Consider the following 25,025-nt stretch of genomic DNA (forward strand, 5'->3'; position numbering starts at 1 on the left):
ATGACAGAGACGACGAGCGGCCCGGCACGAGGCTCCCGCGCCAAGGGCAGCAAGGCGGGCAAGGGTCTGCGTATCGAGCGCATCCACACCACCCCCGGCGTGCATCCGTACGACGAGGTCGAGTGGGCGCGCCGTGACGTCGTCATGACCAACTGGCGCGACGGCTCGGTCAACTTCGAGCAGCGCGGCGTCGAGTTCCCCGACTTCTGGTCGGTGAACGCGGTCAACATCGTCACGAGCAAGTACTTCCGCGGCGCGGTGGGCTCCCCGAACCGCGAGTCGAGTCTCAAGCAGCTCATCGACCGCGTGGTCAAGACGTACCGGAAGAGCGGCGAGGAGAACGGTTACTTCGCCTCCCCGGCCGACGCCGAGATCTTCGAGCACGAGCTGGCCTACGCCCTGCTCCACCAGGTCTTCAGCTTCAACTCCCCGGTGTGGTTCAACGTCGGCACCCAGCAGCCGCAGCAGGTCAGCGCCTGCTTCATCCTCTCCGTGGACGACTCCATGGAGTCGATCCTGGACTGGTACAAGGAAGAGGGGATGATCTTCAAGGGCGGCTCCGGCGCCGGCCTGAACCTCTCCCGCATCCGCTCCTCCAAGGAGCTGCTCTCCTCCGGTGGCAACGCCTCCGGCCCGGTCTCCTTCATGCGCGGCGCCGACGCCTCCGCCGGCACCATCAAGTCCGGCGGCGCCACCCGCCGCGCGGCCAAGATGGTCGTCCTGGACGTCGACCACCCCGACGTCGAGGCGTTCATCGAGACCAAGGTCAAGGAAGAGGAGAAGATCCGCGCGCTGCGCGACGCGGGCTTCGACATGGACCTGGGCGGGGACGACATCACGTCCGTCCAGTACCAGAACGCCAACAACTCGGTCCGCGTGAACGACGAGTTCATGAAGGCCGTCGAGTCCGGCGCGAAGTTCGGCCTGCGCGGCCGGATGAGCGGTGAGGTCATCGAGGAGGTCGACGCCAAGGGCCTGTTCCGCAAGATGGCCGAGGCCGCCTGGGCCTGCGCCGACCCCGGCATCCAGTACGACGACACCATCAACCACTGGCACACCTCGCCGGAGACGGGCCGGATCACCGCGTCCAACCCGTGCAGCGAGTACATGCACCTGGACAACTCCTCGTGCAACCTCGCCTCGCTCAACCTCCTGAAGTTCCTCCGCGACGACGACAAGGGCAACCAGTCCTTCGACGCCGCGCGGTTCGCCAAGGTCGTCGAGCTGGTCATCACGGCCATGGACATCTCGATCTGCTTCGCGGACTTCCCCACCGAGAAGATCGGCGAGACCACCCGCGCCTTCCGCCAGCTGGGCATCGGCTACGCCAACCTCGGCGCCCTGCTGATGGCCACCGGCCACGCCTACGACTCCGACGGCGGCCGCGCGCTGGCCGGTGCCATCACCTCGCTGATGACCGGCACCTCCTACAAGCGCTCCGCCGAGCTGGCCGCGGTCGTCGGCGCGTACGACGGCTACGCCCGCAACGCCGACGCCCACAAGCGCGTCATGAAGCAGCACTCCGACGCCAACGACGTCGCGGTGCGCATGGACGACCTGGACACCCCGGTGTGGGCCGCGGCCACCGAGGCCTGGCAGGACGTGCTGCGCCTCGGCGAGAAGAACGGCTTCCGCAACGCCCAGGCGTCGGTGCTGGCCCCGACCGGCACCATCGGCCTGATGATGGACTGCGACACCACCGGCGTCGAGCCGGACCTGGCGCTCGTCAAGTTCAAGAAGCTGGTCGGCGGCGGCTCCATGCAGATCGTGAACAACACGGTCCCCAAGGCGCTCAAGCGGCTCGGCTACCAGCCCGAGCAGGTCGAGGCGATCGTCGCCCACATCGCCGACCACGGCAACGTCGTCGACGCCCCCGGCCTCAAGCCGGAGCACTACGAGGTCTTCGACTGCGCCATGGGCGAGCGCTCCATCTCCCCGATGGGCCACGTCCGCATGATGGCCGCGGCCCAGCCGTTCCTCTCCGGTGCGATCTCCAAGACGGTCAACGTCCCGGAGACGGCCACCGTCGAGGAGATCGAGGACGTCTACTTCCAGGGCTGGAAGCTCGGCCTGAAGGCGCTCGCGATCTACCGCGACAACTGCAAGGTCGGCCAGCCCCTCTCCGCCAAGAAGAAGGAAGAGGAGAAGAAGACCGAGGTCGTCGAGAAGGCCGCCGAGAAGAAGGTCGTCGAGTACCGCCCGGTCCGCAAGCGCCTCCCGAAGGGCCGCCCGGGGATCACCACCTCCTTCACGGTCGGCGGTGCCGAGGGCTACATGACCGCCAACTCCTACCCGGACGACGGTCTCGGCGAGGTCTTCCTGAAGATGTCCAAGCAGGGCTCGACCCTCGCGGGCATGATGGACGCCTTCTCCATCGCGGTGTCGGTCGGCCTCCAGTACGGCGTGCCGCTGGAGACCTACGTCTCGAAGTTCGTCAACATGCGCTTCGAGCCGGCCGGTATGACCGACGACCCGGACGTGCGGATGGCGCAGTCGATCGTCGACTACATCTTCCGCCGCCTGGCGCTGGACTTCCTGCCGTTCGAGACCCGCTCGGCGCTCGGCATCCACTCCGTCGAGGAGCGCCAGCGCCACCTGGAGACCGGCTCGTACGAGCTGCCCGAGGACGAGGTCGACGTGGAGGGCCTGGCCCAGTCCGCGCCGCGACAGACCGAGCCGCTGAAGGAGGCCGCGCCGACGGCCAAGGTCGTCGCGGAGGCCCCCGCACCGGCCCCCAAGCAGGCGCACACCAACGCCGAACTGGTCGAGATGCAGCTGGGGATCAACGCCGACGCCCCGCTCTGCTTCTCCTGCGGCACCAAGATGCAGCGGGCCGGCAGCTGCTACCTCTGCGAGGGCTGCGGCTCGACCAGCGGCTGCAGCTGAGCCCGGCGCCCCACTGGGGCGGCGGCCGATGATCGGCCGCCGGGCGTGAGCTGACAAGGGCGGCGACACCGGGAGGACCCGGGGTCGCCGCCCTTTCGCTTGCGGCATGCGTGGTCCGGGGGGATTGATTTACGGGAGGAATTCCCTTTTGCGAGGGGGGTTACCTCTTGTGAGGGGGACTGCCTCTTGCGAGAGGTCTGCCTCTTACGGGAGGAAATCCCTGATGGTCCCGGTGAAGCGATCCGGGTCGTCGAGCCAGGGGTAGTGGCCGGCACCCGGCTGGACGGCCAGTGTGGCGCCGGGCAGCAGCGCGGCGATCTCCGCGGCGACCCGGGGCAGCGGGCCGCTGTCCAGCTCGCCCGCGAGTAGCAGCACCGGCACATCCAGCGTGGCCAGGGCGGCACGCGCCGCGACCGGGTCGAAGGCGCCGTCGGCCGCGTACCTCGCCCCGGCCTCCTCATTGCTCTGCGCGACCTCGCACGCGGCGTGCTCCTGGGCGGCGGCATCCCAACGGCCGTAGAAGAAGGGGGCGATGGCGTCCCAGTCGGCATCCGTGGCGGAACCGGCCCACACCGTCTCGTAGCAGCGGTACGCGGCCGGGAACCACGGTTCGGCGGACCGCAGGGCGGCCGCCTCCCGCCGGTGCGCCTCGGTGAAATCGATGCCCAGGGCGCGGGCCCGGGCGGTGACCAGAGTGAGGCTGCGGATCCGCTCCGGAAAACGGGCCGCATAGAGCAGGGCGAGATCGCCTGCCGCGGAGTGCGCGAGAACATCGACGCGTTCGAGTCCGAGGTGTGCGCGGAGCGCTTCGACGTCGTCCACTTGCCGGTCGCAGCGATAGGTCGCCGGGTCGGCGGGAATGCCGGAATCACCGGTGCCGCGCAGATCGAGCCGGATCAATTGGCGATGGGCCGCCAATCCGCCCAGATCGCCGAGGTAGGCGGAGGCACGCATGGGGCCCCCGGGAAGGCAGAGCAGTGGCTCGCCTTTCCCTACGAGGTGATAGGCGAGCGGGGTCCCGTCGGGCGCGGTGAGAGCAGACATGGCGGCAATCCTTGGCGCGGGTGAATCGGGCGGCAAGTGGTTATGCCGGCGCACGGCGAACGATGGGGAATCGAGGAATCGAGAAATTGCGATATTCCGGTGGGGGAGAGGGTGGGTTTTTTGGGGGGCGGGGGACTTTGGTGGAGGTGGCGGGCGCTGGGATTCTCGGGGCGCGACGTAGGTGGCTGCACGGCGCCGCAGCGAAGATCGCCGGCTTCCTTGCCGGGGCTGACGCCGGCCGGGCCGATCGCACCCTCAATGGCCGCGGCCCACCGTCGTCGTTAACGGGTGAGCGGGTGACGGGTGCGTGGGTGCGTCGAGTGGGCGGTACGCCGGAGGGGAGGTGGCTCGCCGCCGCCTCCCCTCCGGATCTGCCGCTGGCGCCGGTCAGCCGCCCATCAGCCTGCTGAACGCGTCCGGCTCGGCGTCGAACCCGCGCAGTACGGCCTGGAACCGCCATTCGCCGGAGGCGTCCCGCGCGAACTCGGCGACGGTTGCCGCGGTGGCGTCGGCCACCCCGGCGAAGTCGTTCCGCCCCAGCGTGGTGTAGCCCTCGCGGACCTCGATGAGCGTGTTCGCCACCTCACCGAAGACCCTCCGGCCGTGCGACTGCTGAATCACCACGCCCACCACGACGCGGGAGTAGCGCTCGGACAGCCGCTCCAACTCCAGTGTCATGACCTCGTCGTCACCGAAACCCTGGCCGGTCCGGCTGTCCCGGTTGAGGGTGATGGTCCCGTCGGGTGACCGGCTGTCGAAGTGCACCAGGTAGGCCGGTTCGCCCTGCGGCGCGTCCGTTGTGTACGTCGCCGCGATGATGTCCAGGTCGATGTCCGGCTCACCGGTGGGGCTGGGATCCCATCCGAGCGCCACCACGACCTTCTCGATCCCCTTGTTGAACGTGCTCACCGGGCTCCCCTTCCGTCAGCTCCCGAGGCCCAGCCCGTCCGCGTGACCGTGGACAACTCCCCAGGATTTCCCCGTGTTCGACCATCGTGCCACGCTGCCGGGGGCGTCGACCCGGTAAGTCCGCGGCCATCCGGGGGTGTTCTTGCGTCCGACGCAAAGGGGTCATCGTCTTCGGTGCAATGAACGCCATTGTCTCGGTGCAATGCTGTTCCTTGTCGCTGGCGCAATGGATCATTGTGTCGAGTGAGGGGGCGTAGGTAAGTCGAGGTGCTTTCCGTGCCGTTCACTCACCGATGTCGGTAAGTCGATACTGCTGCGGCTGTGTTCACGCGCATGCCGAACAAGAGGGTTCGCCCTGTGCGCCGTTCAGCCCGTCGCTGTGAACTGGGCGACGAGTGTGAGGGGCGGCCGTCGGCCTTCTGCGGCGCCGCGCACGAGGCGGCCATCGAGGTGGGCGGTGAGGCCGGGCAACATCCCTGTGCTTCTCTCCGTTGGCCCCAGGGGCCGGTGTTCACCGATCCGATCCCGTAAGGGAGTTCGGGGCGGGCGGTAGCCGCTGTGCAGCGGTTCCGGTGGCTGTCGGGTCGTACGATGGCGCGGTGCTGGTCAAGTGGATTCGCCTTACCGTCGTGGACCGCCGAGGGTTCGAACGGGGGCAGCGGAAATGGGCCGGGCTGCTGGGTGAGCCCGGCTTCCGGGGGCAGGCCGGGGGCTGGAGCCGGTCCCGGCCCGGCGTGGCCCACCTGGTCGGTTTCTGGGAGAGCCGGGCGTTCTACGACTCCTTCATGGCGCGCTCCCACGACCGGCTGGCGGCCGCGCAGACCGGCACCTACAAGGACACGCAAATCCGGCTGTTCGAGCACGAATTCGACGTGAAAGTGGGGTTCCGGCCGTCCTTCGGGGACGCGGACGTGCTGCGGTTGGCGCACTGCCAGGTGCGCCCGGACCGGGTGGACCACTTCGTGCTCATGCAGGAGAAGGTCTGGAACCCGGCGATGGCCGGGTCGCCCGGCATGCTCCGGGGGATGGTCGGCCGGGCGCCGGGGGAGGAGTTCCTGGTCCTGTCGATGTGGCAGTCGGCGGCCGAGCGCGGCAAGTACCGCCCGGAGCGCGTGGAACGGCTGGCGCTCCGGGCCCAGATAGCCGCCGACATCCAGACGATCACGGGTGATGTGGTGCAGCTCGAACCGTCCTGGACGGTGTGAGCGCCGCGCTCAGCCCGACCGCTCCGGGGAGCCGGACGCGGCGCCGGCCGGTCGGCCGCGGGTGAAGGCGCCCGCGCGGGCCGCGGCCAGTGTCGCCGCGGCGGCCTGGTCGGCGAGTGCTTCGTCGATCGGCTCCCGGGTGATGAAGAGCCGGAAGAACAGAGGGGCGGAGACGGCCCGGACCAGCGCCCCGGCGTCGACGGCGGCGTCCGGATCGGCCGGTAGCTCCCCGCGGTGGACGGCGCGCTCGACGAGCGCCCCGCAGCGCGCGAACCGCTCGGTGTAGTAGGCGCGCAGCGCCACGGCGGCCCGCTCCGACTGGAACCCGGCCGCGATCATCGCGGAGCCCGACGCGGCCGCCGCGGGTTCCGCGAACGAGGCGACGACCTCGTGGGCGAGCGCACGCAGATCGCCCTCCAGGGACCCCGTGTCGGGCGGCAGCCAGCTGTCCTCGCCCGCCAGGTCCAGGGCGTCGGCCAGCAGGCCCTCCACGTCCCCCCAGCGGCGGTAGAGCGTCGTCTTGTGCACCCCGGAGTGCTCGGCGACGTATTCGACGGTCAGCCCGGGATAGCCGAGCTCGATGAGGCCGGTCAGCACGGCGTCCCGGACGGCGGCCCGGGTGCGCGCCGTGCGCCCGCCGGGGCGCTGGGCGCCCGGGGTGGGAGGGGGCGCCGGATCGCTGCCCTCGGCCCGCTTGTTCTCGCCCTCGCCAGACAATTGCAACTCCAGTTGCGTTAGTTCGTTCGGTGTGTCACTCTCATCGTAACGCAACTCTCGTTGCGTTTGCCGGTCGGTCGTGCCGTCCGGCGTGTCCGCGGCATCACTCGGAGGATCACGTGCCCACGCAGATCTCGCTGCACGACGTCACCAAGGCCCACGCCGACCGCCCCCTCTTCGACGGCGTCTGCCTGGCCGTACGCCCCGGCGAACGGATCGGGATCGTCGGGGAGAACGGCGCCGGCAAGTCCACCCTGCTGCGCATCATCGCCGGCCTGGAACCACCCGATGAAGGCCGCGCCGTCCTCACCGCCCACGGCGGCACCGGCTATCTCGGCCAGACACCCGACCTCCCTCCGGACCGCACCGTCCAGGACGCCGTCGACGCAGCCCTGGCCGAGCTCCGCGGCATCGAGCGCCGCCTGCGGGTCCTGGAAGCCGCCCTCGGGGACGCCACCCCGGCACAGCTCGACGAGTACGGCGACCTGCTCACCCGCTTCGAGCTGCGCGGCGGATACGAGGCGGACGCCCGTGTCGACCGCGCCCTGCACGGCCTGGGGCTGGACGGCCTGGACCACGGCCGGCTGCTCGGCAGCCTCTCGGGAGGCGAACAGGCCCGGCTCGGCCTCGCCTGCCTGATCGCCGCCTCGCCCGAGGTGATGCTCCTCGACGAACCGACCAACCACCTCGACGCCGCCGCCCTCGATTGGCTGGAGGAGGCCCTGCTCGCCCACCGCGGCACGGTCCTCGCCGTTTCCCACGACCGGCTCTTCCTCCAGCGCATCGCCACCGCGGTCGTCGAGGTCGACGCCGACCGCCGCGCCCTCGTCCGCTACGGCGAGGGGTACGGCACGTTCCTCGCCGCCAAGGCCGCCGCCCGCCGCCGCTGGGAGCAGGAATACGCCCAGTGGTGCGACGAGGTCGCCCGGCTCACCGACCACGCCGCAGGTGCCGCACACGATGTCGCCCAGGGCCGGGCCATGAAGGACAACAACAAGATGGCCTACGACCGCGACCGCGGCCGCGTCCAGGCATCCGTCTCCAGCCGGGTGCGCAACGCCCAGGAACGGCTCCGACGGCTCCGCGCGGAGCCGGTTCCCCGCCCGCCCGAGCCGCTCCGCTTCCAGGCGGCCCCCGACGCCGGCGAATCGACCGGCACCCTGGTCCGGCTCGACGACGTCCGGGTCGGCGACCGCCTCGCGGTGGACACGCTCACCATTTCCGCCGGCGAGCGCGTCCTCGTCCACGGCGCCAACGGCGCGGGCAAGACCACCCTGCTGCGGGTCATGGCGGGGCTCACCGCACCCGACAGCGGCACGGTCGTCCGCCGGGGGCGCATCGGCCTCCTCGCCCAGGAAATCCCGGTCTCCCGTCCCACCGAGCCGCTGCTCGCCGCCTTCGGTCGCGGCCTCACCGGTGACGCCGACGAGCTGGCCGCCCTGCTGCTGTCCTTCGGCCTGTTCCGGGAGCGCGACCTCCACGTCCCCGTCGGGGTGCTCTCGGCCGGCCAGCGCCGCCGGCTGGCGCTGGCCCGGCTGCTGGCCCGCCCCGCCGACCTCCTGCTGCTCGACGAACCCACCAACCACCTGGCCCTCGCCCTCGTCGAGGAACTGGAAGAGGCGCTGACGGCCTGGCCCGGTGCCCTCGTCGTGGTCTCCCACGACCGCCTGCTGCGCCGCCGCTTCACCGGCCGCCCCTACGAGATACGCGACGGCCGCCTGGTCCTCGCCGCCTGCTGAAGGAGGGCGCCTCCCTCAGGAGCCCCACCCGCCACACACGGCATGTACAGGGCAGGCGCTTTACGCTGGCGGCATGGCCCGGCCCCGACGCATCGTCCTGCTCCGCCACGGCGAGTCCGTGGGGAACGTCGACGACACCGTCTACGAGCGCGAGCCCGACCACGCGCTCGCCCTGACGAAGAGCGGGCTGCGCCAGGCCGAGGGCGCCGGCCGAAGGCTGCGCGAGATGTTCGGCAACGAGCGGATCTCCGCCTACGTGTCGCCGTACCGCCGCACCCACCAGACCTTCCGGAGCCTCGACCTGGACCCCGGCAACGTCCGGATCCGCGAGGAGCCCCGAATCCGCGAACAGGACTGGGGCAACTGGCAGGACCGCGACGACGTGCGACGCCAGAAGGCCTACCGCGACGCCTACGGCCACTTCTTCTACCGCTTCGCACAGGGCGAGTCCGGCGCCGACGTCTACGACCGGGTCGGGGCCTTCCTGGAGAGCCTCTGGCGCAGCTTCGAGGACCCCCACCACCCGCCCAACGTCCTGATCGTCACGCACGGCCTCACCATGCGGCTGTTCTGCATGCGGTGGTTCCACTGGTCGGTCGCCGACTTCGAATCGCTGTCCAACCCCGGAAACGCCGAATGGCGCACCCTGCTCCTCGGCCCGGACGGCCGCTACGCCCTCGACCGGCCCTTCGAGCGCTGGTGTGAACCCGAGCCTTATGGCGTCACCGGTTAAAGTGCACAGCGATGACGACCCCTGATCCTCGTGACGCGGACCGCTGTGCGCGGGCTCTGGCGAGCCTGCGTGGCCTCTCCGTGGGCGACGCCCTCGGATCGCAGTTCTTCGCCCCCGCCCACTACCCCTCCCTCAAGCGCCGCGAGCTGCCGCCCGCGCCGTGGCGGTGGACCGACGACACCGAGATGGCCTGCTCCGTCCTGGCCGTGCTCACCACCCACCACCGCGTCGACCAGGACGCCCTGGCCCGCTCCTTCGCCGACCGCCACGACGACGGCCGCGAGTACGGCCCGGCCGTCGACCGCCTCCTCCGCCTGATCCGCGCGGGCGGCGACTGGCGCGAGCTGGCCGCCGCGCTCTTCAACGGCCACGGCTCCTGGGGCAACGGCGCCGCCATGCGCATCGCCCCCCTCGGCGCCTGGTACTTCGACGACCCCGAGCAGGCCACCCACCAGGCGGAGATCTCCGCCTACCCCACCCACCAGCACCGTGAGGCCGTCGTCGGTGCCATGGCCGTGGCCGCCGCGGCCGCCCTGGTCGCCGACCCGGCCCGCACCCTCGGCCCCGTGGAGCTGATCGACGGCGTACTGGCCCTGATCCCGCGCAGCGCTGTGCAGGCGGGCCTGCGCCGGGCCCGCGACATGCTCGACTACGCCGACCCCGGAACCGTCGCCGCCGTCCTCGGCTGCGGACGCCGCACCAGCGCCCACGACACCGTGCCGTTCACCCTCTGGGCCGCCGCCCGCAACCTCGGCGACTTCGAGCAGGCGTTCTGGACCACCGCCCGGGCCGGCGGGGACGTCGACACCACCTGCGGCATCGTCGGCGGCATCGTCGCCGCGGCCCCCGGCGGCGCCCCGCCACAGGAATGGCTCGACCGTACCGAACCGCTCCCCGCCTGGACCCCCGCCCTCTGACCGCCGCCCCCGCGCCGCCCGTCCGCCCGTCCGCCGCGGGGCGCAACGAGCCGCGCGGACCGGCGACTTCGCGCCCAGACGCCCGCCTCCCCGTGCCCGCCGGAGCCTTCGCGCCCACCTGCCGGCAACCGCTTCGGACCGCCGTACCGGGCCCTCCGCCGGCGCTCGCGAACGCCGGCTTCGGATCCGATGCGGACGGCCGCGCCGAATAGGCGTAATCTGGCTGGCGCCATGCCGTACGAGCCCCCCACCCATACCGTCGAGCGATCACTGCGCGCCACCACGGGCGCCAAGATCGTCGCAGGGATCGACGAGGTCGGGCGCGGAGCCTGGGCCGGCCCGGTCAGTGTCTGCGCCGCCATCACCGGACTGCGCCGGCCACCGGACGGACTCACTGATTCCAAGCTGCTGACCCCCAAGCGCCGCACCGAACTCTGCGAGGTGCTTACCACCTGGGTCACCTCGTACGCCCTGGGGCACTCCTCCCCGGAGGAGATCGACACCCTGGGGATGACCGCGGCACTGCGGCTCGCCGCCGTACGTGCCCTGGAGGGGCTCCCGGTCCGGCCGGACGCGGTCATCCTCGACGGCAAGCACGACTACCTGGGCGCGCCGTGGCGGGTCCGTACGGTCATCAAGGGTGACCAGTCCTGTATCGCGGTCGCCGCCGCGTCCGTGATCGCCAAGGTGCGGCGGGACGTCATGATGGCCGAACTCGGCCTGGAGTACGCCGACTTCGACTTCGCAGCCAACGCCGGCTACCCCTCGCCGACCCACCGCACCGCCCTGGAGGAGCACGGTCCCACGCCGTACCACCGGGTGTCCTGGTCCTACATGGACGCCCTGCCCAGGTGGCGGCACCTCAAGAAGGTGCGCGTCACTCCCGAAGCAGCCGCTCTGGAAGCCGGTGGCCAACTCGGCTTCGACTTCTGAGCGGAGCGGGGCAGGAATTCGGTACCCACTGACATGTCCCGCACCTACGTTTGATAGACATCCCTTTATGCCTCTCATCCCCGAGGAGCCTCAGATTCACGAGAGTGTCCCGGGTCCCCGCGCAACTCCGGCCGCCGGCCGCACCGCGCCGACCCCCCGTCCCGTACCTGGTCCCGGTCCCCGCCCCGCTCCGCCGCGAGGTGCCCCCGCGTCCAGTGCCCGTCCGGGCAAGCCCGGACCCGTCACCCCGTCGCGTGGGCCCGTCCCGGCCCCCCCGGCGCAGCGCACCGACTCCCCGCAGCCTCCGGTCGCCACGACCGGCAACGCCGCGGGCCCCCAGCTCCAGCTGATACCGGCACCCGTCGGCGGAGCCGTCGACGCCGCCGACGAGGCCGTCGACCTGCTCCTGGACTCCGGCCGCGCGCCGGGCGAGATCCTGGTGCTGACCACCGGTGAGAACCACCCGTGGGCGGCCCACGAACTGTCCTTCGGCGAGGCGTCCTACTGGGCCCAGCACGACGTCGCCGACGACGTGTTCTACGCCGCCGCCGGCGCCGAACGCGCCGCCGAACGGCCCGTCGTGGTCGTCGCGGTCAACGGCGACGACGACGAGGCCACCGCGCGGGCGCTGCCCGCCGCGATGGCCCGTGCCGGAGTGCTGCTGATCGTCTGCGGCGACCCGGAGCGGATCAACGCGGTGCTCGGCGCGAACGCCTGACCACCGCTGCCCCGGCGTGGCCCGCCGGCGCTCATGGCCGGTCGGGCTCGTTGGCGCGCCCGGGCACCGGTCGTCCGGCCGGGCGCGCCGCGGTCAGTACGCCGCCCGGTGGCGCGCTTCCGCCGCGCCACCGCCGGCGCGCCGGGGCGTTCCCCGGCCGCCGTTCCGCGGCTGCTCGCCCGATGCGGCGGTCCGCGCCGACGGGACACGCTGCGCACCAGCCGGGTCCTGACCAGGCGGGCCCTCCGCGGCCCGCGGGTCCTGTGGGGGCACCGCCGGCGAAAGCGCGCCGCCCTCCGGGGCGGGCGCACCGCCGGTGGCGCCCACCGCCCCGGTCCCCTCGGCCGCGCCGTGGCGGGGACCCACCCGCGCCGCGTCCGCCCTCCGGGATTTCCCGGGGGCGGTCACCCGGGGCCACCGCCCGCCCCGCCCTTCACCCAGTACCTGCCAGTGGCCCCGGGCCAGCGCGATGAACGCCCCGCAGCGGAGCCCGTGCAGGGTGCAGGCGTCGCGCAGCCCCCACATCCACGCACCGTCCGCCTCCGACCAACGGAGCTCGCCCTCCCGGTAGTGGAGCAGCACCGCCGTCCGGGCCGGAACCCGCAACCGCAGATCGTGCGGGATGATCCGACGCAACTGCGCCAGCAGCGCATTGCGGTAGGCCCAACCATCGGGAGCCGACGCCGGCCCCGTGAACGACGCGCTGGCAACGACCCGTTCGTCAGGGTCCAGCACCGCCACGATCACCGTCGACGGCCGCGGAAGATGACGGGTGTACAGGTCGGCGACGACCTCACGGGGGTTGCGTAGGAGCGGGATTCCGGCCGACGCCCACTCCGCCGGTTCCAACAGCCGCCCCAGGCGAGCGGTGGAATCGGCGGCTTCGGGCGGCGGATCCGGTGCGGGCCGGGCGAATCCGAAGGCCATCGTCCTCCCTTCGTCTGCGTGTCCGCGCTGCGGGCCGCGGCCGGGCGCGCCGGTGCACCACGGCATGACCCTGCCGGACCGCGAACGGCCGGATACCGGGAAGCACTTCCCATTCTCGCGGCTCGTACAGGCTTGCGGCAACGAGCAATTCCCCGCGAACGGCCGGAAACACCCGGTGCACCGCTGCTATCCCTGCCCGCCGCACCCGCCTCCGATACCCAGGTGCTCCCTCCCGTCTCTCCCGGGCCCCGCCGCCGGATCCGGCTACCCCTGCACGGCGAGGACCAGCGGAAACACCCCGCCTGCCCCGGCCCTGCGCAGCAACCGGGCGGCCACCGCCAGCGTCCAGCCGGTGTCGGCGTAGTCGTCCACCAGGAGCACCGGGCCGCCCGCTGACGCCAGCGCTCCGGCCAGCTCCGGCGGCACCACCAGCGAGCTGTGCAGGGCCCGCAGCCGTTGGGCGCTGTTGCTCCGCGGCACCCTCGTCCCGGGGCCGTCGTCCACCGAGGCCACCGTGCCCAGGAACGGCATCCGGCCCACCGCCGCGATCCGTTCGGCGAGCGAGCGGATCAACTGCGGGCGGCTGTGCGAGCCGAGGCTGACGACACCCACCGGGCGCGCCGGGGCGTCCGGCGCACCCGAGGCCCAGCCCCCGGGCCCCTTGGCCCAGTCGGCGAGGACCGTCACCACGGCGGCCGCCACGTCGTCGGGCACCGGCCCGTCAGGTGCCTGCGGCGCGAGCATCGGCCGCAGGCGGTTGCCCCACCCGATGTCCGACAACCGCCCCAACGCCCGGCCGGTCGAGGCCAGTTCACCCGCCGGGATCCGGCCCTTGAGGTCGACGCCGACAGCCGGCAGCCCCGTGGGCCACATCCGCCGCGGTTCCACCTCCACGCCGGGGCGGCCCAGTTCACCACGGGCCGCGTCCAGCGACGCGGCGGACACCTCGGCGGTGAACCGCGGACCGGCGCAGTTGTCGCAACGGCCGCACGCGGCAGCCGCCTCGTCGTCCAACTGCCGCCGCAGAAACTCCATTCTGCAACCCGACGCCGCGGCGTACTCCCGCATCGCCTGCTGCTCGGCCTCCCGCTGCCGCGCCACCCACGCATAGCGCTCCGCGTCGTACGCCCACGGCCGGCCCGTGGCCGTCCAGCCGCCCTTGACGCGCTGGACGGCCCCGTCCACATCGAGGACCTTGAGCATGATCTCCAGGCGGGAGCGGCGCAGTTCGACCTGCGGCTCCAGCGCCGGCAGCGACACCGCCCGGCCGGCCGCCGCCAGTACGTCCAGCGTCCGCCGCACCTGCTCCTCCGGCGGGAACGCCAGCGAGGCGAAGTACTTCCAGATCGCCTCGTCCTCCCGGCCCGGCAGCAGCAGCACCTCGGCGTGCTCGACACCGCGGCCGGCCCGGCCCACCTGCTGGTAGTACGCGATCGGCGACGACGGCGAACCCAGGTGCACCACGAACCCCAGGTCGGGCTTGTCGAAGCCCATCCCCAGAGCGGACGTCGCCACCAGCGCCTTGACCCGGTTGGCGAGCAGATCGTCCTCCGCCTGCTGGCGGTCGGCGTTCTCCGTCTTGCCGGTGTACGAGGCGACCGTGTGCCCCCGGTGCCGCAGGAACGCGGTGACCTCCTCGGCGGCCGCGACGGTGAGCGTGTAGATGATCCCCGAGCCCGGGAGCTCGTCCAGATGGTCCGCGAGCCAGGCCAGCCGGTGCGCGGCATCGGGCAGCGGCAGCACACCCAGGCTCAGGCTCTCCCGGTCCAACGGACCGCGCAGCACCAGCGCCTCGGCGGAGCCCTCACCCGTCCCCAGCTGCTCGGCGACATCGGCCGTCACCCGGGCGTTCGCGGTGGCGGTCGTGGCGAGCACCGGCACACCGGGCGGAAGATCGGCCAGCATCGTGCGCAGCCGCCGGTAGTCCGGCCGGAAATCGTGGCCCCAGTCGGAGATGCAATGCGCCTCGTCGACCACCAGGAGCCCGGTGGCCGCCGCGAGCTTGGGCAGCACCTGATCACGGAAATCCGGATTGTTGAGCCGCTCGGGGCTCACCAGCAGGACGTCCACCTCACCGGCCGCCACCTCGGCCTGGACGGTGTCCCACTCCTCGGTGTTGGCGGAGTTGATCGTGCGCGCCCGGATGCCGGCCCGCGCGGCCGCGTCGACCTGGTTGCGCATCAGCGCGAGCAGCGGCGAGACGATCACCGTCGGCCCGCTGCCGCGCTCCCGCAACAGCGCCGTCGCGACGAAATAGACCGCGGACTTGCCCCAGCCGGTCCGCTGCACGACCAGGGCCCGGCGGTGGTCGGCGACCAGCGCCTCGATCGCCCGCCACTGGTCCTCACGCAGCCGGGCCGTCCCGCCGGGATCCCCGACGAGACGGCTGAGGACGGCATCGGCCGCGGTACGCAGGTCTTCGTTGCTCATGCCCCCATGCAACCCGATGCCACCGACAACGCGCGAACCCTCGCCCCGGGCTGTGGAAAACCGCGGCACCCAAGAGTTATCCACAGGGGTCGCGGAACGCTGCGCGACCGCGGGATCTTCGAGCCATGAATCCGCACAGCGAACCGCACGAGCCTCACACCGACGACACTCACCGCGACGGCACCCACCCCGACGACATCGACGCCCACGACCCCGGTGGCGGGGAAGCCGGCAGCTGCGCCCGCGGCAACAGCGAGCCCGGCACCGACGGCGATCCCGCACCCCCCACCACCACGTCCGCGCCCACCGCCACACCCCGCGTGGGCCCACCCCGGCCGCCGACCCCCGACGACCATCCGCCCACCCCCTACGACCCGCCCAACCCCTCCCTCTCCTGCAGTGCCTACGCTGCGCCCACCGCCGCGGCCGACCCCGCCGTCCCCCACCCGCAGACCGGCGCCCGCTCGCCGGACCCCGCAGACCAGGACGCGAGCCCGCCCGCCGAGCCACAGGTCACCCTGCGCAGCTCGGCCGAGCTCGCCGACGCACTGCCGTACCTCCTCGGCTTCTATCCGGACGACAGCGTCGTCATGGTCGCGCTGCACGGCGAGCGCGCCCGGTTCGGCGGCCGACTGCGGCTCGGCATCCCCGCGGACCCGTCCCACTGGCCCGATGTCAGCGACCAGCTCGCCGACTGCCTGATCTCCGGCGCGCGCAAGCGCTCCGACCGCCTCGCCGGCATCCTCGTCTTCCTCTGCCAGGAACCAGCACCGGGCGAGAGCGGCCAGGACGTCAAGGAGCGCCTGCGCCCGCTCGCCCAGCGGCTGCGCACCGCCTGCGGCTCCCTGGACGTGCCGGTCCTGGAGGCCCTGTGCATCTCCAACGGCCGCTACTGGTCCTACTGCTGCCCCGACTACCGCTGCTGCCCCGCCGGAGGCACACCCCTGTTCCTCCCGGGAACGTCCGTGATGGCCGCGGCAGCCGCCTACGCCGGAATGCAGGTGCGCGGCTCGCTCAAGGAGATGGACGCCCGGCTGGCACCCCGCACCGGACCACGCGGTGCCGACCAGGAGAAGGCGCTGGACGACGCGGCCGCGGAACTCCTGCCGCGGATGCTCCAGCCGAACGGCGCCATCGCCGTCCAGCAGGCCACCCTCGAACGGGCCGCCGCGATGATCCACCGGTTCCGCCAGGACACCCCCTCCGGCAGCAACCGCGCCCGCGACGCCTGCGACGACGCGCTGATCACCGACGCCGAGGCGGCCACCCTCATCCTCGGCCTCCAGGACCGCATCACCCGCGACCGGGCCGCGGAATGGATGGACGGCCCCGACGCCGCGGCGGCCCTCCGGCTATGGCGCGCCCTCGCCCGCCGCTGCACCGGCGGCTACGCCGAACACGCGGCGGCGCCCCTGACCCTCACCGGCTGGGTCTGCTGGTCCACAGCGGACGGCCCCTCCGCCCGCGTCGCCCTCAGCCGCGCCCTGACCGCCGACCCCGACTGCCACTTCGCGCAACTGCTGCACCGCGCCATCAACGAGGGCCTGGACCCCGAGCCGCTGCGCCGCTGCCTGCGCCAACAGCGAGAGGAGGCCGAGGGCGCCACAGACGGAGGCACGACGACCACAAGGGACCGGCGGCAGTCCGCCCAGCGGTCGGCGCCCCCGCGCCCGGCAAAGCCCACCCGCCCCCGCGGGCCACGCGGGGGCACCGGTCCCGGTTCCCGTACGACCGGCACGCCGGGCACCCGTCGGGCAGGAAGGGGTGGTGACCGAAGCCGGCCGTGACCGCACGGGGCGAGACACGGCCGGCGTGACCTGGGCGCCGCCGCACCGTTCACCTGTTTGGCGCAGGCCGTACGGAGCCCCGACCTCACCAGGGAGCGCAGAGCGTGCCAGGGATTGTCCCCACCACCCAGCCGGCCCACCGGCCCACCTCGGACCGGCGCACCACGCCGGCCCGGCTGCCCCAGCCCCAACCGGTCCATGCGGCGTTGGTCTGCACGGCCCTCCCGTCGCTCGCCGTGTCGTCCACCACGGGGCAGCTGACCGGCCAGGGCCTGGACGGCTGCTACCGCGACGGCCGGCGGATCCTCGCCCGCTGCGAAGTGCGTGCCGCGGGCGAGGAACCGCTCGTCGTCCAGGGGCGGTTGATCGCCGCGGACCGCGCCCTCTTCACCGGCGTGATCCGCAGAACGGGCGAGCGCGGGCCGGACCCGGAGATCCGGATGGAACGGATGCGGTCCGCCGACGGCACCGAACGGATCACCTTCCACAGCAGCGCCACCCGATCCGTCCGACTGCCCGTCGAGATCTACCTGGGCACCGACCTGGCGGACCTCGGAGCCGTCGCCGTCGGCCTTCCCGGCCCCGAACTGCGCGCCGCCGTCCACGGATCGGGCCTCCGCTGGTCCGGGCGCGGGGCCCACGCGGTGGTGACCGCCACCCCCGCTCCCCAGGACGCCCTGGCCTCTGCGGGCCTGCTCCGCTGGGAACTCGAGCTACCGCCCGGCGGCCGCCGCACCATCGAACTCCATCCCCGCCTGCAACACGGCGCGGGCGGCGTGCCGGCCCCGGCCGGGCGGGGCCCCGACACCTCCGTCCCCGGTCCGCGCACCGGGCCCGCCGGCCCCCGCACCCGCAGCGAACGGCCACCGCGCTCCTGGTCCCCGGCCCGCCTGGAGTGCGACGACGCCCGGGCGGACGCCCTCATGGCCGGCAGTCTCGACGACCTGCACGGGCTGCTGATGCGCGACCCGTCCCTGCCCACGGACGTCTTCGTCGCCGGTGGCTTCCCTTGGCGGTGCGGCCTCGCACCCGCCGAGGCCCTGTGGACCGCCCGCATGCTGCTTCCCCTCGGCACTCGCCTCGTCGCCAGCACCCTGCGCACCCTCGCCCGCACCCAACAGGCCACCCCAGGGGCGGATTTCGGCCGAATTCCCGGCCCGCTCCGGGACGCCGGACCGCACGCTCCAGCGGGCTGCACCGGCATCGAAGCCACCCTCCTCTTTCCGGCCGTCCTCGCGGAGGCCCGCCGCTGGGGCCTGCCCGACCAGGAGACCGAGCGGCTGCTGCCCGCCGCCGAACGCTGCCTCCAATGGCTGCGCACGGCCGCCGACCCACGCGGCGCGGACCGCGGCGGCTACCTCCCCGACCCCGCACCCGACGGCCCCTACCGCTGCGAGACACAGGCCCACGCCCACCGCGCCGCGGTCCTCGGCGCCGACCTCCTGGACGCCTGCGGATCCCCCGGCGCCGCCGAGCTCCGCGACTGGGCGGCGGAACTGCGCGCCCGCTTCCGCACCGACTTCTGGGTGGACGACCGCACCGGCGGCCGCCCCGCCGCCCTGCTCACCTGCGACGGCCGCCCGGTCCCGCACCTCGGCGCCACCGTCGCCCACCTCCTCGACACCGGCCTCCTGGGCGGCGGCACCTTGGCCCCGGGCCTCCTGGACGCGCCCCAGACCGCCCAACTGTCCCGACTGCTCCGCAGCCCCGCCATGGACTCCGGATGGGGCCTGCGCGGACTCGCCGCCAAGGAGAGCGGCTACAACCCCTTCGGCCACCGCAGCGGAGCGGTCCGCGTCCACGAAACTGCCGTCGCCGCCGCCGGACTGGCCGCGGCCGGCCACGAAGCCGCTGCCGGCGCCCTGACGAAGGGCCTCCTCGACGCCGGGGAGAGCTTCGGGCACCGCCTGCCGGAGATGTTCGCCGGGGAACAGCGCACCGTCGGCAGCATCCCTGTTCCGCACCCGGCGGCCTGCCGCCCCGCGGCCATCGCGGCGGCCGGCGCGGTCCAGATACTCATCGCCCTCGCAGGACTGCGCCCCGACGTGCCGGCCGGAACGGTCGCCGTCCGCCCGCTCGGCACCACCCCGCTCGGCGCGATGCAACTGACCGGACTGACCATCGCCGAGCAACCCTTCGCCGTACGGATCAGCCGCCTCGGGATGGGGATGGTCGAGGAAGCCGCGGACGGTCTGCAGCTGAGGGCTTGAAGGCCGCATGACCTGTTTATCGTCAGGCGGACGACTATGATCACGACATGCCTCCCTACGACCCGTCGGCCTTCCCGCCCTTCGCTGTCACCGTCGACCTGGTCGTGCTCACCGTGCGCCGCCACGCCCTGTGCGCGCTGGCCGTACGCCGTGGTGAGCCGCCGTTCCAGGGGCGTTGGGCTCTGCCCGGCGGATTCGTCCGCGCAGACGAGGACCTGGCGGAGGCAGCGGCCCGGGAACTCGTCGAGGAGACCGGCCTGCACGCCTATCCGCCGGAGGGCAGCCCGCCGCCCGCATACGGGGCGCACCTCGAACAGCTCGCCACCTACGGCGATCCCAAGCGCGACCCCCGCATGCGGGTGGTCAGCGTCGCGCACCTCGTCCTCGCCCCCGATCTGCCCGCCCCGCGGGCCGGCGGCGACGCCCACAGCGCCCGCTGGGCCCCCGTCGAAACCCTCCTGGACCAGGAGAACAACACCCACGCCCGCGACGGCGACCTGACCGCCCCGCTCGCCTTCGACCACGCGCGCATCCTCGCCGACGGAGTGGAACGCGCACGGTCGAAGATCGAATACTCCTCGCTCGCGACGGCCTTCTGCCCGCAGGAGTTCACCGTCGGCGAGCTGCGCCGCGTCTACGAGGCGGTCTGGGGCGTCGCCCTCGACCCCCGCAACTTCCACCGCAAGGTGACCGGCACCCCCGGCTTCCTGGTCCCCACCGGCGGGACCACCACCCGCCAGGGCGGCCGCCCGGCCCAACTCTTCCGCGCCGGCGGCGCGACCCTCCTCAACCCGCCGATGCTCCGCCCAGAGGTCTGACCCACCGCCCCAAGCTCCCCGCGGGCCGGGCAACGAGGTACGGCAACCAAGCTCCCTCACCGCCACCAGAGCACACTCCGGTGATCTCCCCACGGTGGCCGGACACGCACCGGCCACTGCTTCGCACCACCGCTCTCGACTACCTGCGCCCTCGCCCCCTCGCACCGTCAACGAGCCGCCCGCGAACTCACCGTCCTCGGTGACCTCGCGCCTCAGCGACCCCAGCGACCACGGTTTCCGCCACCACCACAGCGACGGCAGCATTCCGGCGACCAAGGCGACGCCGATTCCCACGATGACTTCAGGAACTCCGGCACAATCTCGCCGCCACCACCCGGCTCACCAGTCGGCTCCCGGCAACTCCCTTTCCTGCCGCCCCAACTGAACGCCACACACCACGGCGAGCGCAGTCCCGCACAACACCACACCCACCTCCCGCCCGATGCTCACCAGATGCCTTCCGGAAGCGATCGACGTGTTCCGGTCATGACGCCGTCTGCACCCCAACCGGTAGGCAATGCAAGGGTGTTGCCGCCGCCTCCCTGGTCTGCGCTTATGTGTTCACCGTGCTAACGGGCTGGCGACGCCGACCGGCCAAAACGCCGGTTTCCAGGCCCCGTTGTTGCGCTCGCTGTCCACAACTCGCCCCCGAAAGCGCGTTTCTTTCCGATAAAGCGTCAATTGCGAGATAACGGGCGATCACCCTTTCGTGTGCTTTTCACCAAAGACCTCAAGGCCGTTCGGAGTGCCGCCGACAAAGGATGCGTGAGTACCCTTGCGCACACCATGATGACCGCGGCTCGCCCCGGCGACACCGGCCTCGCAGGCCCCGGCGAGCTTGACCGCTACCCCTACGCCAACGCTGCCAACGCGACCGGCCACGACCGCACGGAGCGCGTCTCGCCGGTCTGGGAGAGCTCCGAGACAGATATCGGCCGGGTCGGCCGGCGCGCGGCGGGCAGCCGCGGCCGCGGCCTCCACGGCCAACTCGTCCAGCAACTCGGCCAGATGATCGTCTCCGGCGATCTCGGCGCCGACCGTCCGCTCGTCCCCGAGGAGATCGGCCAGCGCTTCGAGGTCTCCCGCACCGTCGTCCGCGAGTCACTGCGCGTCCTCGAAGCCAAGGGCCTGGTGAGCGCGCGCCCGAACGTGGGGACCCGGGTACGCCCGGTCAGCGACTGGAACCTCCTCGACCCCGACATCATCGAGTGGCGCGCCTACGGGCCGCAGCGCGACGACCAGCGTCGTGAGCTGTGCGAGCTGCGCTGGACCATCGAGCCGCTCGCCGCCCGGCTCGCCGCCGGCCACGCCCGCGAGGACATCCAGCAGCGGCTCGCGGACATGGTCGAGATCATGGGCCACTCCGCGGCCCAGGGCGACACCATGACGTTCGGCCGCGCGGACGCCGAGTTCCACACCCTGCTGCTCCAGCTCGCCGGCAACCGCATGCTCGAGCACCTCGCGGGCATCGTCACCTCCGCCCTGCACGTCTCCGGCGGATCCAGCGGCGGCTGCGAGCGGCCGGTCGAGACGTCCGTGGGCCAGCACATGCGGGTCGTCGACGCCATCGGTTCCGGCGACGCCACCGCCGCCGAATCCGCGATGCGGCAGCTCCTCGCCGCCCATGGCGAGGCCGGCGGCCAGGGTGCCGGTACGCCCGCCGACCACGTCGTCCCCGCGCCGCGCGAGCACTGAAGGCTCGTACCCGACCACGTGCGGACCGTGAGCACCGCGCGGACCCGTGCCCCGTACGCCCCTGCCGAGGACGCGCCGTACGCACCGAAGGAGCGCAAGATCGCCGGATCCGGGACGTCGACCGGATCCGGCGGAAGGTTTTGAGAGGATTGCATGTCATATGACGGGGAAGGGGTCGTTATGGGGTGTGACTCGGGCCACGCAGATTGGGCGTAACGCTCTCCGAGGAAGCGCGATGACGTAAGAGGTGATAGCCGAGGAGGGAATACGAGCGGCGTTCGTGACGCTGTTCAACTCCCCGGTTGCCCCTGCGCCGTCGGTCCATCCCCACCGGCGGTCGTCGGCTCCGATCCACAGTGGACGGGGTCGGAAGCCGTTTCCATCGTTCCGAGAGGTTGTTCGTGTCGGCCAGCACATCCCGTACGCTCCCGCCGGAGATCGCCGAGTCCGAGTCTGTGATGGCGCTCATCGAGCGGGGAAAGGCAGATGGGCAGATCGCCGGCGATGACGTGCGTCGGGCCTTCGAGGCTGACCAGATTCCGCCAACCCAGTGGAAGAACGTTCTGCGCAGCCTCAACCAGATCCTCGACGAGGAGGGTGTGACGCTGATGGTCAGTGCCGCAGAGGCGCCCAAGCGCACCCGCAAGAGCGTCGCAGCGAAGAGTCCGGCGAAGCGCACCGCCACCAAGACCGTCGCGGCCAAGACCGCCACGGTGAAGAAGACCACCACCGCTTCGGCCGCCGCCTCCATGGTGGACCCGGCCGCCGGTGAGTCGGAGTCCGCGCCTGCCAAGAAGGCCGCGGCGAAGAAGACGACCGCCAAGAAGACGGTCGCGAAGAAGGCCACGGCCAAGAAGGCCACCGCCAAGAAGGCCGGGTCCAAGAAGGACGCCGACGACCTGCTCGACGAAGAGCTGACCGAGGAGACCCCGACTCCCGGCAAGGGCGAGCCCGGCGACACCGAGACCCCCGAGAACGCCGGCTTCGTGCTGTCGGACGAGGACGAGGACGACGCCCCCGCGCAGCAGGTCGCCGCGGCCGGCGCCACCGCCGACCCGGTCAAGGACTACCTCAAGCAGATCGGTAAGGTCCCGCTCCTCAACGCCGAGCAGGAGGTCGAGCTCGCCAAGCGCATCGAGGCCGGCCTGTTCGCCGAGGACAAGCTCGCGAACAGCGACAAGCTCGCGCCGAAGCTCAAGCGCGAGCTCGAGATCATCGCGGAGGACGGCCGCCGAGCGAAGAACCACCTCCTGGAGGCCAACCTCCGCCTGGTGGTCTCCCTCGCCAAGCGGTACACCGGCCGTGGCATGCTCTTCCTGGACCTCATCCAAGAGGGCAACCTCGGTCTGATCCGTGCGGTCGAGAAGTTCGACTACACCAAGGGCTACAAGTTCTCGACCTACGCGACGTGGTGGATCCGCCAGGCCATCACCCGCGCCATGGCCGACCAGGCCCGGACGATCCGTATCCCCGTCCACATGGTCGAGGTCATCAACAAGCTGGCCCGCGTCCAGCGCCAGATGCTCCAGGACCTGGGCCGCGAGCCCACTCCGGAGGAGCTGGCCAAGGAACTCGACATGACCCCCGAGAAGGTCATCGAGGTCCAGAAGTACGGCCGCGAGCCGATCTCCCTGCACACTCCGCTGGGCGAGGACGGCGACAGCGAGTTCGGTGACCTCATCGAGGACTCCGAGGCGGTCGTCCCGGCCGACGCGGTCAGCTTCACGCTCCTGCAGGAGCAGCTGCACTCGGTGCTGGACACCCTCTCCGAGCGCGAGGCCGGCGTCGTGTCCATGCGGTTCGGCCTCACGGACGGCCAGCCCAAGACGCTCGACGAGATCGGCAAGGTCTACGGCGTCACCCGTGAGCGGATTCGCCAGATCGAGTCCAAGACCATGTCGAAGCTGCGCCACCCGTCGCGCTCCCAGGTGCTGCGGGACTACCTCGACTAGCCGAAACAGCTCCGAATGTGCCGCGAGCCCGGCCTCCCACCTCTGTGGGGGCCGGGCTCGCGGCCGTCCGGGTGCGGGGCGCCCCCGTTTGGGTCACTCTGGGTGGGTGACCGCTGTCCCAGAGTCAGGAGTCCGTATGCGCCCGACCATACGCGCCGCCCTCGGGGCCCTTGCGCTGATTCTTGCTGTGCCGGCCTCTGCGGCCGCGGATGGTTCGGTGGTCGGGGGGAAGCCCGTTCGTCGGTCGCAGAGCCCCTGGGCGGTCGCCCTGGCTTCGCACCAGCGGTTCGGGGACCAGCGCTCGGGCCAGTTCTGCGGCGGTGTACTGGTCGGGCACGCGACGGTGGTGACGGCCGCGCACTGCATGGGCCGGGATGTCCTGGGATTGCCGTGGCAGGAGGTCAAGGACCTGCGCGTCGTCGTCGGGCGCAACAACCTCACGGGGAAGGGCGGCCAGGAGGTCAAGGTCGCCAAGGTGTGGGTCAATCCGCACTACAACAGCTGGACCAATGAGGACGACATGGCGGTCATCGCCCTCCAGGAGAGCGTCCCCAACCAGCCGATTCAAATAGCCCGCCCTGACGATCGTGTCTACGAGCCGGGCAACGCCGCCACGGTCTACGGGTGGGGTGACATGACCGGGGACGGCAGTTACGCGTCACGACTGCGGTCCGCCAGGGTGAACGTTCTGCGTGACGCGGTGTGTGCGCGGGCTTATCCGGGCAGCGCCGACGGGGTGTACAACGCCACTTCGATGCTCTGCGCAGGGGAGCCCAAGGGCGGGCGGGACGCCTGCCAGGGGGACAGTGGAGGCCCGCTGGTGGTGCGCGGGCGGTTGGTGGGGCTTGTGTCGTGGGGGACCGGCTGCGGGCGCGCGGGCAGTCCCGGGGTCTATACGCGGGCGTCCGCGTTGCTTCCGGCAGTGATGACGCACGGCGCCGGCTGAACGGCGCCGACGGAGCGGTATGGGCCGGAGCGTACGAGTACGGGCGGCCTCCCCGGTGGTGCCGGAAAGACCGCCCGCCGCACGGCGCTCGGCCGCTACTCGCTCGTCGTGGATGCGAAGTGTCAGCGTTCCTCTTCGGACGCAGACTTTGGAGTGGTGGTGAGCCGCTCCGTCTCGTCCTGTATTTCCGCGGCGATCTTCTTGAGTTCTGGCTCGAACTTGCGGCCGTGGTGGGCGCAGAAGAGCAGTTCTCCGCCGGACATCAGGACGACGCGCAGGTATGCCTGGGCGCCGCAGCGGTCGCACCGGTCAGCGGCCGTCAGCGGGCTCGCGGGTGTCAGAACAGTAGTCACGTCGCCTCTTCTCTAGCTCGACGAGCTGTCGTACCAGGGTCAACATCCAACCAGGCCGAAAACGTTCCCGCTCGTGCCTTTTCCCCGAAAAATTTCTTTCGAGGGG

Annotated in this window: 18 protein-coding genes and 1 pseudogene; 13 read left to right on the plus strand and 6 right to left on the minus strand. The window is 72.0% G+C overall.

Annotated elements, in window-relative coordinates:
• Positions 1–2,886, plus strand: a complete 2,886-nt coding sequence (locus tag CG747_RS23915; protein ID WP_100603872.1) for a vitamin B12-dependent ribonucleotide reductase — start codon at positions 1–3, stop codon at positions 2,884–2,886.
• Between the two features lie 204 nt (positions 2,887–3,090).
• Here CG747_RS23915 and CG747_RS23920 read toward each other — a convergent pair whose 3' ends face one another.
• Positions 3,091–3,930 (minus strand): alpha/beta fold hydrolase, encoded by an 840-nt coding sequence (locus CG747_RS23920; protein WP_100603873.1) that lies wholly within the window; start codon positions 3,928–3,930, stop codon positions 3,091–3,093.
• Between the two features lie 387 nt (positions 3,931–4,317).
• Entirely contained in the window at positions 4,318–4,839 is a 522-nt protein-coding gene (locus tag CG747_RS23925; protein ID WP_100603874.1) for a TerD family protein, read from the minus strand.
• 599 nt (positions 4,840–5,438) lie between these two features.
• Here CG747_RS23925 and CG747_RS23930 point away from each other — a divergent pair.
• Complete coding sequence (locus CG747_RS23930; protein ID WP_100603875.1) at positions 5,439–6,044, plus strand: YdbC family protein; 606 nt, start codon at positions 5,439–5,441, stop codon at positions 6,042–6,044.
• Between the two features lie 9 nt (positions 6,045–6,053).
• Here CG747_RS23930 and CG747_RS23935 read toward each other — a convergent pair whose 3' ends face one another.
• Positions 6,054–6,761: a TetR/AcrR family transcriptional regulator gene (locus CG747_RS23935; protein WP_100603876.1), complete on the minus strand. Its 708-nt coding sequence runs from the start codon at positions 6,759–6,761 to the stop codon at positions 6,054–6,056.
• Between the two features lie 119 nt (positions 6,762–6,880).
• On the opposite strand from CG747_RS23935, the gene CG747_RS23940 reads away from it, so the two are divergent.
• From CG747_RS23940 to CG747_RS23960, 5 genes are all read left to right on the plus strand, one after another.
• On the plus strand, positions 6,881–8,500 hold the full coding sequence (locus CG747_RS23940; RefSeq protein WP_100603877.1) for an ABC-F family ATP-binding cassette domain-containing protein: 1,620 nt from the start codon (positions 6,881–6,883) through the stop codon (positions 8,498–8,500).
• Positions 8,501–8,573: 73 nt separating this feature from the next.
• Positions 8,574–9,233 (plus strand): histidine phosphatase family protein, encoded by a 660-nt coding sequence (locus CG747_RS23945; protein ID WP_100603878.1) that lies wholly within the window; start codon positions 8,574–8,576, stop codon positions 9,231–9,233.
• A gap of 11 nt (positions 9,234–9,244) precedes the next feature.
• Positions 9,245–10,150 (plus strand): ADP-ribosylglycohydrolase family protein, encoded by a 906-nt coding sequence (locus CG747_RS23950; protein ID WP_100603879.1) that lies wholly within the window; start codon positions 9,245–9,247, stop codon positions 10,148–10,150.
• A 231-nt stretch (positions 10,151–10,381) separates the two neighbouring features.
• Positions 10,382–11,083: a ribonuclease HII gene (locus tag CG747_RS23955; protein ID WP_100603880.1), complete on the plus strand. Its 702-nt coding sequence runs from the start codon at positions 10,382–10,384 to the stop codon at positions 11,081–11,083.
• Positions 11,084–11,150: 67 nt separating this feature from the next.
• Positions 11,151–11,801: a hypothetical protein gene (locus CG747_RS23960; protein WP_100603881.1), complete on the plus strand. Its 651-nt coding sequence runs from the start codon at positions 11,151–11,153 to the stop codon at positions 11,799–11,801.
• A gap of 396 nt (positions 11,802–12,197) precedes the next feature.
• Here the strand turns inward: CG747_RS23960 and CG747_RS49760 are convergent.
• Together CG747_RS49760 and CG747_RS23970 are read right to left on the minus strand one after the other, a co-directional pair.
• Positions 12,198–12,728: pseudogene (locus tag CG747_RS49760) on the minus strand (hypothetical protein); the annotation flags it as partial.
• A 264-nt stretch (positions 12,729–12,992) separates the two neighbouring features.
• The gene (locus CG747_RS23970) at positions 12,993–15,158 is read right to left on the minus strand and encodes a RecQ family ATP-dependent DNA helicase (protein ID WP_100603883.1); all 2,166 of its coding nucleotides are present in this window, start codon (positions 15,156–15,158) and stop codon (positions 12,993–12,995) included.
• A 518-nt stretch (positions 15,159–15,676) separates the two neighbouring features.
• Between CG747_RS23970 and CG747_RS23975 the strand changes: the two genes are divergently transcribed.
• From CG747_RS23975 to CG747_RS24000, 6 genes are all read left to right on the plus strand, one after another.
• Positions 15,677–16,945, plus strand: coding sequence for a DUF4192 domain-containing protein (locus CG747_RS23975; RefSeq protein ID WP_374701812.1), 1,269 nt, complete (start codon positions 15,677–15,679; stop codon positions 16,943–16,945).
• A gap of 104 nt (positions 16,946–17,049) precedes the next feature.
• Positions 17,050–19,155: a glycogen debranching N-terminal domain-containing protein gene (locus tag CG747_RS23980; RefSeq protein ID WP_374701809.1), complete on the plus strand. Its 2,106-nt coding sequence runs from the start codon at positions 17,050–17,052 to the stop codon at positions 19,153–19,155.
• Positions 19,156–19,202: 47 nt separating this feature from the next.
• On the plus strand, positions 19,203–19,973 hold the full coding sequence (locus tag CG747_RS23985) for an NUDIX domain-containing protein (protein ID WP_100603885.1): 771 nt from the start codon (positions 19,203–19,205) through the stop codon (positions 19,971–19,973).
• Positions 19,974–20,684: 711 nt separating this feature from the next.
• Complete coding sequence (locus CG747_RS23990; protein ID WP_100603886.1) at positions 20,685–21,668, plus strand: FadR/GntR family transcriptional regulator; 984 nt, start codon at positions 20,685–20,687, stop codon at positions 21,666–21,668.
• A 401-nt stretch (positions 21,669–22,069) separates the two neighbouring features.
• Entirely contained in the window at positions 22,070–23,620 is a 1,551-nt protein-coding gene (locus CG747_RS23995; protein WP_257980673.1) for an RNA polymerase sigma factor, read from the plus strand.
• 136 nt (positions 23,621–23,756) lie between these two features.
• Positions 23,757–24,566, plus strand: coding sequence for a serine protease (locus CG747_RS24000; protein ID WP_100603888.1), 810 nt, complete (start codon positions 23,757–23,759; stop codon positions 24,564–24,566).
• Between the two features lie 122 nt (positions 24,567–24,688).
• Here the strand turns inward: CG747_RS24000 and CG747_RS24005 are convergent, their stop codons facing one another.
• Positions 24,689–24,919 (minus strand): hypothetical protein, encoded by a 231-nt coding sequence (locus CG747_RS24005; RefSeq protein WP_100603889.1) that lies wholly within the window; start codon positions 24,917–24,919, stop codon positions 24,689–24,691.
• Positions 24,920–25,025: the final 106 nt, after the last annotated feature.

The organism is Streptomyces sp. CB02959 (genome assembly GCF_002803155.1).
In the GTDB taxonomy this organism is placed as follows: Bacteria; Actinomycetota; Actinomycetes; order Streptomycetales; family Streptomycetaceae; genus Streptomyces.